The sequence below is a fragment of the Ruegeria sp. AB9 genome, from assembly GCF_056542585.1.
The window spans coordinates 1,060,229-1,074,113 of record NZ_JBQGAA010000001.1 but is presented as its reverse complement, the minus strand read 5'-3'; the positions used below and the strand labels follow the sequence as shown (position 1 = coordinate 1,074,113).

General features: G+C 58.6%; 15 protein-coding genes. 7 read left to right on the top strand and 8 right to left on the bottom strand.

Annotated features, from left to right (window positions below):
• Window positions 1-83: 83 nt before the first annotated feature.
• The 3 genes from ACR0K5_RS05440 to ACR0K5_RS05430 are packed head-to-tail and all read left to right on the top strand — an operon-like array spanning window position 84 to window position 2,886.
• Window positions 84-926 (top strand): DMT family transporter, encoded by an 843-nt coding sequence (locus tag ACR0K5_RS05440; RefSeq protein WP_480628761.1) that lies wholly within the window; start codon window positions 84-86, stop codon window positions 924-926.
• A 38-nt stretch (window positions 927-964) separates the two neighbouring features.
• Window positions 965-1,738, top strand: coding sequence for an alpha/beta fold hydrolase (locus ACR0K5_RS05435; protein WP_480628685.1), 774 nt, complete (start codon window positions 965-967; stop codon window positions 1,736-1,738).
• Entirely contained in the window at window positions 1,735-2,886 is a 1,152-nt protein-coding gene (locus ACR0K5_RS05430; protein WP_480628684.1) for an alpha-D-ribose 1-methylphosphonate 5-triphosphate diphosphatase, read from the top strand. Before ACR0K5_RS05435 ends, ACR0K5_RS05430 begins: the two co-directional genes overlap by 4 nt.
• A 66-nt stretch (window positions 2,887-2,952) precedes the next feature.
• Here ACR0K5_RS05430 and ACR0K5_RS05425 read toward each other — a convergent pair whose 3' ends face one another.
• The 4 genes from ACR0K5_RS05425 to ACR0K5_RS05410 all read right to left on the bottom strand — a co-directional run bounded on the left by ACR0K5_RS05425 (window position 2,953) and on the right by ACR0K5_RS05410 (window position 5,561).
• A complete protein-coding gene (locus ACR0K5_RS05425) occupies window positions 2,953-4,020 on the bottom strand; it encodes a 5-(carboxyamino)imidazole ribonucleotide synthase (RefSeq protein ID WP_480628683.1) in 1,068 nt (355 codons plus the stop codon).
• A gap of 2 nt (window positions 4,021-4,022) precedes the next feature.
• Window positions 4,023-4,778 carry an NAD(P)-binding domain-containing protein gene (locus ACR0K5_RS05420; RefSeq protein ID WP_480628682.1) on the bottom strand — a complete coding sequence of 252 codons (756 nt, stop codon included), beginning with the start codon at window positions 4,776-4,778 and terminating at the stop codon, window positions 4,023-4,025.
• Entirely contained in the window at window positions 4,775-5,260 is a 486-nt protein-coding gene (purE, locus tag ACR0K5_RS05415; RefSeq protein WP_480628681.1) for a 5-(carboxyamino)imidazole ribonucleotide mutase, read from the bottom strand. Before purE ends, ACR0K5_RS05420 begins: the two co-directional genes overlap by 4 nt.
• A gap of 76 nt (window positions 5,261-5,336) precedes the next feature.
• A complete protein-coding gene (locus tag ACR0K5_RS05410; RefSeq protein WP_117872544.1) occupies window positions 5,337-5,561 on the bottom strand; it encodes a YdcH family protein in 225 nt (74 codons plus the stop codon).
• 163 nt (window positions 5,562-5,724) lie between these two features.
• Here ACR0K5_RS05410 and ACR0K5_RS05405 point away from each other — a divergent pair, with 163 nt between their 5' ends.
• The 3 genes from ACR0K5_RS05405 to ACR0K5_RS05395 all read left to right on the top strand — a co-directional run bounded on the left by ACR0K5_RS05405 (window position 5,725) and on the right by ACR0K5_RS05395 (window position 7,344).
• Window positions 5,725-6,138, top strand: a complete 414-nt coding sequence (locus tag ACR0K5_RS05405; RefSeq protein ID WP_480628680.1) for an Hsp20 family protein — start codon at window positions 5,725-5,727, stop codon at window positions 6,136-6,138.
• Between the two features lie 5 nt (window positions 6,139-6,143).
• Window positions 6,144-6,368 (top strand): DUF1150 family protein, encoded by a 225-nt coding sequence (locus ACR0K5_RS05400; RefSeq protein WP_480628679.1) that lies wholly within the window; start codon window positions 6,144-6,146, stop codon window positions 6,366-6,368.
• Window positions 6,369-6,453: 85 nt separating this feature from the next.
• Window positions 6,454-7,344, top strand: coding sequence for a PhzF family phenazine biosynthesis protein (locus ACR0K5_RS05395; protein WP_480628678.1), 891 nt, complete (start codon window positions 6,454-6,456; stop codon window positions 7,342-7,344).
• A gap of 50 nt (window positions 7,345-7,394) precedes the next feature.
• Here the strand turns inward: ACR0K5_RS05395 and ACR0K5_RS05390 are convergent, their stop codons facing one another.
• The 4 genes from ACR0K5_RS05390 to trxB form a co-directional block, all read right to left on the bottom strand.
• Window positions 7,395-8,231 carry a glycosyltransferase family 32 protein gene (locus ACR0K5_RS05390; protein ID WP_480628677.1) on the bottom strand — a complete coding sequence of 279 codons (837 nt, stop codon included), beginning with the start codon at window positions 8,229-8,231 and terminating at the stop codon, window positions 7,395-7,397.
• Between the two features lie 128 nt (window positions 8,232-8,359).
• Window positions 8,360-10,078 carry a bifunctional sulfate adenylyltransferase/adenylylsulfate kinase gene (locus ACR0K5_RS05385; RefSeq protein WP_480628676.1) on the bottom strand — a complete coding sequence of 573 codons (1,719 nt, stop codon included), beginning with the start codon at window positions 10,076-10,078 and terminating at the stop codon, window positions 8,360-8,362.
• Between the two features lie 196 nt (window positions 10,079-10,274).
• Window positions 10,275-11,966: an adenylate/guanylate cyclase domain-containing protein gene (locus ACR0K5_RS05380; RefSeq protein WP_480628675.1), complete on the bottom strand. Its 1,692-nt coding sequence runs from the start codon at window positions 11,964-11,966 to the stop codon at window positions 10,275-10,277.
• 211 nt (window positions 11,967-12,177) lie between these two features.
• On the bottom strand, window positions 12,178-13,119 hold the full coding sequence (gene trxB / locus ACR0K5_RS05375) for a thioredoxin-disulfide reductase (protein WP_480628674.1): 942 nt from the start codon (window positions 13,117-13,119) through the stop codon (window positions 12,178-12,180).
• Between the two features lie 227 nt (window positions 13,120-13,346).
• Between trxB and ACR0K5_RS05370 the strand changes: the two genes are divergently transcribed.
• Complete coding sequence (locus ACR0K5_RS05370) at window positions 13,347-13,847, top strand: Lrp/AsnC family transcriptional regulator (RefSeq protein WP_152458979.1); 501 nt, start codon at window positions 13,347-13,349, stop codon at window positions 13,845-13,847.
• Window positions 13,848-13,885 lie beyond the last annotated feature (38 nt).

Here is a 13,885-nt window from a genome sequence, read left to right as displayed (position 1 = left end):
GCATTTTGAAAAACACAAAGAGTAGGTCACGTTTGCGCGCAATGTGAGTGTCCATATCGCCCACAACCGGATATGCGGGTTTTATGCGACTGTTCTTTCTGACTGCCCTGACCATGTGCGCCTTTGCGGCGAATTCCATCCTGAACCGGCTGGCAATTGACAGCGGGGCCAGTGACCCTGCCGGGTTCGCGATCGTGCGAGTGCTGACCGGGGCATTGGTTCTCTCCGCGCTGGTGCTGGCACGCAAAGGGCATCTACCTTTGCGAAACAGACGGCGGATCGTCGGGGCCGGGTCGCTGTCGCTATACATGATTGGGTTCTCGCTTGCCTACCTGACGCTGGATGCGGGCCTTGGGGCGTTGATCCTGTTCGGCGTGGTGCAGATCACCATGTTCTCGATCACCGCTTTGTTCGGGACCGTTCCGACACCCCGGCAAATGGCCGGGGCCGGCGTAGCGCTTGCCGGTCTGGCCTTTGTTCTGTGGCCCTCCGGTCCGGTTCAGGTTGATCTGCTTGGTGCATCCTTGATGGTCGCCGCTGGCCTTGGGTGGGCTGTTTACTCGATAGCGGGACGATCCGAGCCGGATGCTCTGGAAGGGACGGCCGCAAATTTCGTTGTCGCCTTACCGGTAACAGCGCTTGCCTTGCTGGCCAGGGGCGACACCTGGCAAATGACTGGAATGGGGTACTTTCTGGCTGCAGTGTCTGGCGGGGCAACATCCGGGCTCGGATATGCACTATGGTATCGTGTCTTGCCTCAACTGGCCCCGTCTGCAGCAGCTGTTGTACAGCTCAGCGTGCCGGTGATCGCAATTCTCGGCGGTGTCGCGTTCTTGGGTGAGGGCGTTGGGATACGGTTGGTCATTGGCTCGGCGCTTGTTTTGGGCGGTATCGCGCTGGCTGTGCTGCGACGTCACCGGGGCTAGGGCTTTAATCAAGGGCTCATAGGCTTTATTTGGCGGTTATGAGATTTCTAATTGCCCTGCTCTTTTGCCTTGTTCCTGCTGCAACCAGCGCGAAATGCGTGATTCTTCTGCATGGTCTTGCCCGTACCGAGGCCTCGTTTACCGTGATGGAGCAGTTGTTCAAGGCGCACGACTACACCGTTGTGCGCCACGGTTATCCATCGACCGAAATCGGCATCCCCGAACTGGCAGAACAAACCATCCCGAACGCTTTCGCAGAGTGTGGAGAAGACAAAGCCAACGTCGTCGCGCATTCCATGGGGGGTATCCTGTTGCGCTATTGGCTGCAGGACCATCGCCCCGAAAATCTGGGCCGTGTCGTCATGCTCGGCCCGCCCAATCAGGGCAGTCAATTGGTCGATGAGCTGAGCGCATGGGAGGCGTTCGGGTATCTGAACGGCCCAGCTGGACTGCAGTTGGGTACTGGTCCTGAGGGCATCCCGCGCCGCCTGCCGCCGGTCGATTTTGAGCTGGGTGTGATTGCGGGTGAGAACTCTCTCAACCCGCTGTTTTCTTCGCTGATCGACGGGAGGGACGACGGCAAGGTCTCGGTTGAAACCACCAAGGTCGACGGGATGACCGATCATATTGTCCTGCCTGTGACTCACACCTTCATGATGAACAACCCGCGCGTTATGGCTCAGGCGCTGCATTTCATCGAGTTTGGCCAGTTCGATCCGCAGATCACTTGGCTGGACGGTGTGATGGACATAATAGCCGAGATCTGTATCGGGCAGGATTGCTCGGAACCTGACTCGGAGCCCACACAATGACAGCACTGGACCTGACTTTGACCGGCGCAGAGGTTCTGCTGCCGGGGGATGGCCTGTCGCGCGCCGATCTCGCCATAGCTGATGGCGTGGTGCAACAAGTCCCGACCGGGCGCAGGATTGATCTGTCGGGCTATCTTGTCCTGCCCGGTATCATCGACTTGCATGGGGATGGGTTCGAACGCCATATCGCCCCACGCCGTGGTGCGATGAAGCAGATGAATGAGGGAATTCTGTCGGTCGAGGCCGAGCTGGCCGCCAATGGCATTACCACAGCAGTTCTGGCTCAGTTCTACAGTTGGGAAGGCGGCGTGCGTGGCCCGGAGTTTGCCGCGCAGGTGTTCAATGCAATCGCGGCTGTCAAACACAGCTCCGTCACGGATCTGGTTCCGCAATTGCGGTTTGAAACTAACATGCTCGAGGATTACGACGGTCTGGCCCACCGGATCGCCGATTGGCAGGTGCCGTATGTGGTATTCAATGATCACCTGCCACATGATCGTTTGGCGCAAGGCAAGAAACCACCGCGCCTGACCGGGCAGGCGTTGAAAGCCGGACGCAATCCGGATGCGCATTTTGAGATGCTTCTAAACATGCACGCCCGCAAGAACGAAGTTCCGAACGCGGTCGAAGCACTTTGCGCCGAACTCACCGAATTGGATGTGCGTCTGGGCAGCCACGATGACGCAACCAAAGAGACAAGGTCGTGGTGGCGTGATCGAGGCGTGCGCATCGCCGAATTCCCCGAAACACTGGAAGCGGCAGAGGCCGCGCGTTCTGCCGGGGACCACATAATCCTCGGTTCGCCCAATGTGGTGCGGGGCGGATCCCACAAAGGGAACGCCAGCGCGGTTGAACTGATCGCCATGGGGCTCTGTGATGCGCTGGCTTCGGATTACCACTATCCCAGCCCGCGCCGCGCGGCGCTGATGCTGGCCAAAACCGGCCTGCTGGACTTGGCTGGAGCCTGGGCGTTGATCTCGTCCGGGCCTGCGCGGGTGCTGGACTTGCAGGACCGGGGCACACTCGCCCCCGGTAACCGTGCAGATCTGGTCATCCTGGACGCGGATATCTATCGTGTGTCGGCAACCATGGCCGCTGGGCGCGTCAGCTATATGTCGGGTGATATCGCCGCCCGGTTCGTGGGGTAGACACGCAAAATCTTCATCTTTTCCCAAATACTCTCGCCGAAGGCGTCGCGCGCAGGCGCGACACCCTTAACGTTTGATCCGGTTGAAATGCCCCATCTTGCGTCCGGCTTTGACCTCGGCCTTGCCGTAAAGATGCAGTGCCACGTCCCGCTCGCGCGCAAGTTCGGGCACGCGGTTCATGTCGTCGCCGATCAGGTTTTCCATCACCACGTCCGAATGACGCTGGCCGTCACCCAAGGGCCAACCAGCGACAGCCCGGATATGCTGTTCGAACTGGTCCACGGCGCAACCGTTCTGAGTCCAATGGCCCGAATTATGTACGCGAGGCGCGATCTCGTTCACGATCAACCCGCCAGGTGTCACGAACAGTTCGACCCCCATGACGCCGACATATTCCAACTTATTCAGGATATTGGCCGCCAGCAGGATCGCATCAGTGCGCTGGGCAGGGGATAGGCGGGCAGGGATCGTGGTGGTGTGCAGGATACCATCGCGGTGCACATTCTCACCCGGATCGAAACAGGCCACCTGACCATCCAGCCCTCGTGCTGCGATAATCGACACTTCGTGCGAAAAATCCACGAACCCTTCCAGAATGGCAGGCGCTCCCGCCATATCGGCCAGAGCAACCTTGGCATCCTCAGGGCTGCGCAGCCGGGCCTGCCCCTTGCCGTCATAGCCAAAGCGGCGGGTTTTCAGGATGGCAGGCGCCCCGATCTGTTCGATCGCCGCATTCAGGCCGTTCAGGTCGGTGACATCCGCAAACGGGGCCGTCTGCAGACCCAGCTCTTGCAGAAAGGTTTTCTCGGTCAGACGATCCTGACTGACCCGCAGCGCCTCGCGCCCGGGGCGGATTGGACGGTGGGCTTCAAGAATATCCAGCGCCTCGGTCGGGATGTTTTCGAACTCATAGGTGATGACATCCACCGCGTCAGCAAAAGCTTTCAGCGCCTCGACATCGTCATAAGCCGCTGTCGTGACCCGGTTCGCAACCTGCCCGGCGGGCGGGTTCGCACCCGGCTCGTAGATATGGCTGACAAATCCCAGCCGCGAGGCCGCCACAGACAGCATCCGGCCCAACTGACCGCCCCCAAGAATTCCGATCACTGCGCCTTGGGCGAGCATTTCCGCCATCTTCAACTCTCCAAACGTTTGCCAATCGCGCCAAGCGCCAAACGCAGCGCTTCATGCGCGCCCTGATCTTTCAGGGTGTCTGTCATCTGCATGCTCAACGTGCCTTCTGTCGCCAGTGCGTCACGCTCCAGCGCCAAACGTCCGGCAGCGCCTTTTTCCATCGAGGCCAGAAAGCCGGCCATTAACTGTGTGGTGTAGAATTCTGCCCGGTCGGCATCGCCGGTCACGTCACCTAGCCATTTGGCGCCGGTCGCCATCAGGTCGAGAATGCCGGGAACCATGGCACAAATGGCGAAATGCGCGTTCAGCGCGGTTTCATCGGCAACCTTGACCACCGGGTTCTCAGGCTCAAACAGAGCCGCCAGCTGGCGATCATTGCCATAGGCAGCCAATGGGCAGCCACCGGTCTCCAGAAAGCCTAGCGGGATGGTCTGCACGAAATCCGATGCCGGGGCGCAAAGCGCGGCAAGTTGCTCGGTTGAAACAGCCGCCATAACCGAAATGATTTTCTGATCTACACGGAATGTCAGAGGGGCGAGAACTTCGGCTGCGATATGCGGGCGCAGGCACAGAAACACGATGTCCGAGGCGTCAATTACCGCTTGAGGTGATGTGACGGTCACGCCCAACTCCGCCTTCAAGACGGCTGAGACCTCGGTGTTGCGCTCGGTCACGCTGATCTCATGTCCTTTGGCCGCCATCAGCCGCGCAATCGGCGCGGCGATATGGCCGGTGCCGATAAAGCCGATCCGGCTCATCCCTGCGGTTCCTCGGGGATCGACGCAGACAGGGCCTCACGCCAATTGTCCAGCCGTTCGGCCAAAGCGCGATCCTGCAATGCCAGAATGCCCGCTGCCATCAGGCCAGCGTTGGCTCCGCCTGCGGACCCGATCGCCATAGTCGCAACTGGAAAACCCTTGGGCATCTGTACGATGGAGTAAAGCGAATCCACACCCGACAGGGCCCGTGTCTGTACCGGAACACCGATCACCGGAACCCGTGTTTTCGAGGCCATCATACCGGGAAGGTGCGCCGCGCCGCCTGCACCTGCGATGATCACCTGCAATCCACGCGACACAGCTGTCTTGCCATAATCCCACAACCGGTCCGGTGTGCGGTGGGCCGACACGATGCGCGCCTCGTAAGCGACACCCAGTTCGTCCAAAATATCTGCGGCTTCTTTCATCGTGGGCCAGTCCGACTGGCTGCCCATGATGATCCCCACTTTCACATCGCTCATCCGCTTCCGTCCCTGCGCTCAGAAAGAGCGCGCACTATAGCCAAATCCGGTTGTCTGGCAATGCGGTACAGGGCGTTCAGGCAATGATATCGGGGGTCAGGCGGTCTTCGATCAGGCGGATGATGTCTTTCAGGCGCAGTTTCTCTTTTTTCAGACGCCGCAAGGTCAGCTGATCGGCTGTTCCTTTTTCATGCAGCGCTTCGATCGCCTCGTCCAGATCGCGGTGCTGACGTCGGAAAACCTCAAGCTCAACCCGCAAAACTTCATCTGTTTTCATCGAAAGATCGGTGGGCGCGTTCATTGGCGACTCGGGTTTGTTGTGGTGCTTACCCAACAAGATAGTGTGTCAGACGTTATCGCGCCAGACCTTGTGGACATCCTGGTTTCTTCCCATATTCTATTACAGACGGTTGCCGAAACGGGGCCGCACACCACGTCGCTTTGACAATGAAGGACGATAATACGTGTCGAAACTTACTCTTGGCTCCTACCCGCATCTTTTGGGGTTCGAGCAGTTGGAACGCCTTCTGGAACGGTCTGCAAAGGCCGGAAATGAAGGATACCCGCCCTATAACATCGAACAGACCTCGGACTTTTCCTATCGCATCACTCTTGCGGTGGCCGGGTTCGCGGAAGATGATCTGTCGATTACAATCGAGGACCGCCAACTGGTGATCCGGGGCCGTCAACGTGACGACAGCGAGGGGCGCATATTCCTGCACCGCGGCATCGCTGCGCGTCAGTTTCAGCGCATGTTCGTGCTGGCCGACGGCGTCGAGGTGGGCGAGGCGATCATGGAAAACGGTCTGCTGCATGTGGATCTGACCCGCGCCGTGCCGGAAACCGTGGTTCAGACAATCAACATACGGAAGGGGTAAGAGCAATGAATACACCGATTGAAATCAACGCCGAAGGCGACCGTATTGTTTATGTCAAAACGGTCGAAGTAGCCGATCTGCCGCGCGACCTGCGCGATCAGGCTGGCGATCTTGAGCAACTCTATGCTGTGCACGATTCCGATGGGCAGCAACTGGCGCTGGTCGCCGACCGCAAGCTGGCCTTTGTGCTGGCCCGCGAACATGACCTGTCTCCTGTGGCTGTTCACTAGACCACCCATAACTCTGCTGAAATGACGCGACATTTGCTGCTTGTGCGGTGATCGTGCCGCAGATGGTGAAGCAGGAGTGTGCATCATGGACTGGTATGACTTTGACTGGGTAGACGCTTTCAGTGATCGCGCGTTTGGTGGCAACGGATGTGCTGTGGTCCACGGGGGTGCACATCTTTCGGAAGACGTCTGCATGGCCTATGTGCGCGAAACCTCTCTGGTCGAATGCACCTTTACCGGCCCGTCCGATGTGGCCGATATCCGTGTTCGCTATTTTCTGGCGAGCCGTGAAATTCCCTTTGCCGGGCACCCGACCATCGCCACAGTCGCGGCGATGCGATCCCGCGGTGTGATTCCGGGTGATAGCCTGACGCTGGAAACCGGTGCCGGTCTTGTTTCGATCAGGTTGCGGGGCGATCAGATCGAAATGACCCAGGTCGCACCGCAATTCGGGGCGCATGTGCCCGCCAAGTTGGTGGCCGAGGCGGTCAGCCTGCCGCAAGAGGCGATTATCTCACCGCCTCAGATGGTTTCGACCGGCCTGCCATTCTGTATCACTGTTCTACGCGATCATGCGGCTTTGCGGGCAGCGCAATTGGTCGAAGGCCCGTTGCGCAAAGTGGCTGAAACCGCGGGTTATTCCGGCTCGGACATGGCCGAGCCGTTTCTGGTTACACTGCAAGGGGCCACCGGTGAGGGGGATACGTTTTCACGCCTGCTGCTGGCTCCACCCAGCCCGCCCGAGGATCCGTTTACCGGGTCTGCCACAGGCGCGATGGCGGCCTATTTGTGGAAGCACGGGTTGATGGCCAAAGACAGCTTCATCGCTGAGCAGGGCCACGATATGGGCCGCCCCGGACAGGCCATCGTCACGCGTGTCGGCCCGTCTGACGCAATGACGGGCATCAGAGTTTCTGGTCAGGGACATATCCTGATGCGCGGGCAAGTCGATCTGCCTGAGGCGCCCATCAAATGAGCAGGTGTTAGCCGAGGGCAACCCGACAAATCCTGGCCGGACGCGCCAAGCTACATCCAATCCAACCGCAGGATCGGGGCTGCTCTCGGATCAATCCTGTGTCGACCACACAACCTGTCCAGATATGATCCCGAACTCGGCAGACCGGCCATCCTATTGGCCATCAGTTTTTTCTGATGACCATAGATATGAACCGAATGCACCGCTTCGGTTTCGATTTCGTTTGTCGCGACGCGCGGGTCGTGCAGTTTCCACAACTCTTCCGGAGCTAACGGGTAAAAAGTTTCGGCAGTCATTGCGTTGCTGTCTTCTCCGGTCTGCCGCAAAAAATGTCCAAAGGCCTTGGGGCCTGAGCTTGCCCAGGGCAAGTTTTCAATGCCCCAGCTTTCCCCATTGGCGACACGCTCCCGATTGTGCCGGTGCAACTTGCGCCCGCGCCAGGGTTGCGTCGGGTTCGCGGACATCACAAAACCCAGCATCTGCTCTAAGACCGCCGATCTCGCTGGCAGGCGCAGAACACCTGTCGGGAAATCGCCCCGCTTTGAGCGGCCAAACACAAAATCTGTCGAAAAGTCGAACGCCCGTACGCAATATGCATCCAGATCGACCCAGATTGCATCGCTTTGCCGCATCAGGTGCAGCCGGAAGATGTCCGAGAAGACGGCAACGCCCTGCCGGTCTTCGGCTTTCATCGCATAAGGCGGTGGCCAGAAAACATCGCTCGCAGGACGTATTTCGACACCGGCGGGGATGCCTTTGACCTCTTGCGCAAGGTACAGGATAAAAGGATGTCCTTGATCCAGAAAGGACTGGATACACAGTTGCTCCAGCCAGCTCAGGTCGGATCCAAACCAGAAACTGGCAATCGTTGGAAATTTGCTCGTCATCTCAGCTGCGCACCTGCTTTGAATCCCAGAAAACCATCAAGACCACCGGCAATTGTCAATCGGGAAGCAAAAAAGAACGGCCCCCGGTGAAACCAGAGGCCGTTCCTTGAAGTCAATCGAGATTGTGATCAGCTCGCGGCGATCAGCCCCATGCTTTCCAGTTTCAGCAGAACCTGATGGGCGCAATTGTCGACCTCGACATTCTCGGTCTCGACGCGCAGCTCCGGGCTCTGAGGAACATCGTAGGGGTCCGAGATACCAGTGAACTCCTTGATCTTGCCCTCGCGCGCGAGCTTGTACAGGCCCTTGCGGTCGCGGCGTTCGCATTCCTCAATGGTGGTCGCGACATGGACCTCGCAGAAGGCACCGAATTGTTCGATCTCTTCGCGAACGGCACGGCGTGTCGTGGCATAGGGCGCGATCGGGGCACATATGGCGATGCCACCGTTCTTGGTGATCTCGGACGCCACATAACCGATACGGCGGATGTTCAGGTCACGGTGCTCTTTCGAAAAGCCCAATTCTGACGACAGGTTCTTACGAACAATATCCCCATCCAGCAGCGTCACCGGGCGACCGCCCATTTCCATCAGCTTGACCATCAGCGCGTTGGCAATGGTGGATTTTCCCGAACCTGAGAAACCGGTGAAGAACACAGTAAAGCCCTGTTGGCTGCGTGGTGGCTTGGTTTTGCGCAGTTCGGCCACCACTTCGGGGAAGCTGAACCACTCGGGGATTTCCAGACCTTCGGCCAGACGGCGGCGCAATTCGGTGCCCGAGATGTTCAGGATCGTGACGTCATCCTTGTCGAGAATCTCGTCATTCGGCTCGTACTGGGCGCGCTCCTGCACGTAGACCATGTGCTTGAAGTCGACCATTTCGACGCCGATTTCATCCTGAAACTGTCGGAACAGGTCCTGCGCGTCGTAGGGGCCATAGAAATCTTCACCAGCCGAGTTCTTGCCCGGACCTGCGTGGTCACGGCCCACGATAAAATGGGTGCATCCGTGGTTGGCGCGGATCAAACCGTGCCACACGGCCTCGCGCGGGCCAGCCATACGCATGGCCAGATTCAGCAGGCTCATCGAGGTGGTCGAGGCCGGGTATTTGTCCAACACCGCCTCATAGCAACGCACGCGTGTAAAGTGATCCACGTCGCCTGGTTTTGTCATGCCGACAACCGGGTGGATCAGCAGGTTGGCCTGCGCCTCTTTTGCAGCGCGGAAGGTCAGTTCCTGATGCGCGCGGTGCAGCGGGTTGCGGGTCTGGAAGGCAACGATGCGGCGCCAGCCCAGCTTGCGGAAGTATGCGCGCATCTCATTCGGGGTGTCGCGGCGTCCACGAAAGTCATAGTGCACAGGCTGTTGGATGCCGACCACTGGTCCGCCCAGATAAACCTTGCCCGCCACGTTATGCAGATAGTTGACCGCCGGGTGGGTATCGTCGTCGGCGCCAAACACCTTCTCGGCCTCGCGCGCCTTGTCCGGTGTCCAGCGATCGGTCACGGTCATGGTGCCGAGAATGACGCCTTCCTGATCGCGCAGGGCGATGTCCTGACCAAGTTCGATGGTTTCGGCGAAATCTTCGCTGACGTCCAGCGTGATCGGCATCGGCCACAACGTACCGTCGGCCAGACGCATGTTTTCAACGACATTGTCGTAATCCGCTTCACTCAGGAAGCCTTTGAGCGGGTTGAACCCGCCATTCATCAGAAGTTCCAGATCGCATATCTGACGCGGGCTCAGGTCCCAACTGGTCAGGTCAGCGGCTTCCACTTTCAGCTTTTGCGCCGAATCATAAGACACATACAGTTCGGGGATAGGTGTCAGATTACTTAACATCGTCATCGGAATACTCTTATCGCAGTGTTGATTTGCCAGTGGTTCTTGGTCGTTTGCCGGGCATTTGCACCGACTGTCGCGTGAAGTCCACCGGCGTCAATGAAACAAAGGACGATATGCGCTGATTTGCCTTGAATTGGAAGGAATTTCTAAATCTCAAATCAAATAGATGATCTGGCCCCCGCGAACAGAGATAATTCGGTCATGCGGAGTATGACTGTTCCTGTTTTAAAGCGTTTTGTCCTAGCTCGGAGGCTCGGGTGACGGGCAGGGCGGGAATCAGCTCTGAAACACCGCGCAACTGGAACAATCTGATGTCGTCCTGGGGTATGTCCACACCTGCAGCCTTCAGTAACTCGTCCGAAACCAGCAGTTCGACCTTCAGCGCCTTGGTTTCACTTTCCAGTCGGCTGGCAACGTTAACGGCATCGCCGATTATAGTTTTCGACGCGTGTCCCGCCGCGCCAATTTCACCCACCACCAGATCGCCAAGATGCAATCCCATTCCAATGCGAATGCCGGGGCTGCCTTCGGCCTCGAGCTGCTCGTTGAACATATCGAGGGCGTGGCTGATATCGATGGCGGCCTTCAGACCCGCTCGGGCGGACCCTTCCGCATCGGGCTTCTCGAAAACGGCCAGCAGCCCGTCTCCCATATATTTATCGACAACGCCGCCTTCTTTGGTGATGGCGGGCACGACCGCGTCGAAAAACCGGTTCAGCAGGAAAACGATGTCATAGGGCAATTGACCGGTCGTGCGCGCGGTAAAACTGCGCATGTCCAGAAACAGAACAGCCAACTGGCGTTCCTGGCCCTGGCTGGCATGTCCGCGAATGCGTCCGCCATCCGGCCGGAAGACACGGAAAACGGTGGTGGGTTCCGTCGGGCGTATCTGGCAGGCCAGTCGCGTCTGCGACGAAGCACCCACAGCAGCAAGGCTGCGCGCCTCGACATCGCCGGGTGGGGGCAGGGCGTCGCCGCCATCCTCCACGATCACCCGGCATGTGGTGCAGCGCCCCTTTCCGCCGCACAAAGCGGTGTGCGGCACGCCGTTTGCCTGTGAAATCTCAAGCAAGGTCATGCCTTTTTCCGCGACAACCTCGGGCCCTTTGGCGTAACTCACGCGCACCGAATGCCTGCGGCGCCACAGTTTGCGCCCAATGTAAATAAGACCTGTTGCCCCCAAAGCCAGCCAGAATATCAGAAGACTATAGTCTTTTACACTGAACAGGGTCTGGAAGGTCTCGGGCGATGGCCAATTGTAGTGCTCGATATACTGCTCGCGCAGGAACTCATCGGCGAAGTCGACCCATATGCGGCGACCTTCGGTCAGCAACCCGGCCAGCGCGAACATGGGGACGAACACAGCGACACCGATCAGGTATGGCACGGTCTTCGACCACCACCGGGTCAGTCGCAGCCACATATGCAAGCCGATGCATCCATGCACCCAGACGATCAGCAGCAAGGCGCTTTGCATCCATACTGCGATACTGGGCCACATCAGAATGATGATGTACCCCATCTCGTCATTTACGTCATAGACCTCGTGCGCGACCCGCGTTTGAACGATGTGCGAGATCAGTTGCAACGGTATCAGCAACCCCAGAACAACCTGCAGGGCCGTGCTGAGGGGCATACGCAGCGTTCTGCGCTGAGCGATTGATGTCAGGGCCAGGCTAGCATGCGTGAAAAGGGCAGCATAGAGCAGCACACTCATGACATCGTGGCGTGTCACGGCCTTTCGACCATCCTGCATCCCGTGCAGATAATCGGTATGAAACAGGCCTAAGCCAATGTTTATGAAATGGAAGAACGCGAAGACAAACAACACAAGACCACTGCCGATCCTGAGTCGGGTTGACCACCCGCCGCGCCAAAGAGCGTTGTTCAAATGCTCACCTGTTCTTCGCTTTTCCCGGGATAATCCTGATACGCTGCTGGCTGGCGGTCAAGGGATTGGCAGTTGTCGCTGTTGTCGTACAATGATCGTGTTGCAGCTGAATTCGTACAGTGCCCCACGAAACCTTGGGGCACTGTTGTTGAAGCTCTGATCGCCGACGGATCTGATTTTCCGGATCAGCCCGGAATATTCCGAGCCCGTGTTATTCGTTTTCCGCCAGGAACCGCTCGGCATCCAGTGCCGCCATGCAGCCCATACCGGCGCTTGTGACCGCCTGACGGTAAACGTGGTCCGTCAGATCGCCTGCCGCAAACACGCCCGGAACCGAGGTTTCGGTGGTGCCCGGTTTGGTGACGACATAGCCGCCCATATGCGTCTCAAGCGTGTCCTTGACCAACTCGTTCGCCGGGGCGTGGCCGATGGCGACAAAGACACCTTTGCAGGGGATTTCTGTGATCTCTCCTGTTTTGACATGTTTGACGCGAACGCCCTCAACGCCCAACGGCGCGTCGGTGCCAATCACCTCTTCCAACTGATGGAACCACAGCGGTTCGATTTTTTCGTTCTTCATCAGCCGGTCCTGCAGGATCTTTTCCGCCCGCAGTTCGTCGCGGCGATGGATCAGAGTCACCTTGCTGGCGAAGTTGGTCAGGAACAGAGCCTCTTCCACAGCCGTGTTACCACCGCCGATCACCACGATTTCCTGCCCGCGATAGAAGAACCCGTCACAGGTGGCACAGGCAGAGACGCCAAAGCCTTTGAATTTCTCTTCCGACGGCAGGCCCAGCCACTTGGCGCGCGCGCCGGTCGCCAGAATGACCGCGTCTGCGGTATAGGTCGTGCCGTTGTCGCCCTTGGCGGTGAACGGGCGCTTGCTGACGTCCAGATCACTGATGATGTCGCCGATCACCTCACAGCCCATGGCTTTGACGTGATCCTGCATCCGCACCATCAGGTCCGGGCCCTGTACCTCGGTGTCGCCGGGCCAGTTCTCGACCTCGGTTGTTGTCGTCAGTTGGCCGCCGGGCTCGATCCCCTGCACCAGAATGGGTTCCAGCATGGCGCGGCTTGCGTAAACGCCCGCAGTGTATCCTGCGGGCCCTGACCCGATGATCAGAACCTTGGTGTGTCGTGTGTCGGCCATGGTATCCCCGCTCGAATTGCCTGAATTGGGCCTTTGGCCCGTCGCCCCGATATAGCGACCGACCGACCCGGCTTAAAGCCCTTTACTGTTTATGGCTGCCCAAGCGACCCTGTGCAGGGTGCGGGCGAAAAGAGAGATTTGAAAACAAAGAAAATTGCGCATGTGCGAAACATTATTGCGCGCGTGTGGGGGGCTGATATAAGAACCGCAAAAATCAGGAGCATTTGATGGTCACGACTCGGCTGGATGATATTGATCGCAAGATTCTGGCGGAACTGCAGGCAGACGGTCGCATGACCAATGTCGAACTGGCCAAACGGGTCGGTATCTCGGCGCCGCCCTGTCTGCGTCGGGTGCGCACGCTCGAAGAATCCGGCTACATCACCGGCTATCACGCCGAGGTCAATTCGCGCGAGTTAGGGTTCGAGGTGCAGGTATTCGCCATGGTCGGGCTCGACAGTCAGGCCGAAACCGAACTGCGCGCGTTCGAAGAACGCTGCCGCGAATGGCCGCTGGTCCGCGAATGCCACATGTTGAACGGCGAAGTGGACTTCATACTGAAATGCGTCGCACCTGACCTGAGCAGCTTTCAACAGTTCCTGACAGGTGAGTTGCTGACCACGCCAAATGTGGCCAGCGTCAAGACATCGCTTGTTATCCGCGGCGCAAAAGACGAGCCAGGCGTGCCGTTCGACGTTCTGGAAGAACGAATGAACCGGACGGCGTGACGCCTATTCGTTTTGGCTGTGCGGTGTTCGGTGGCAGC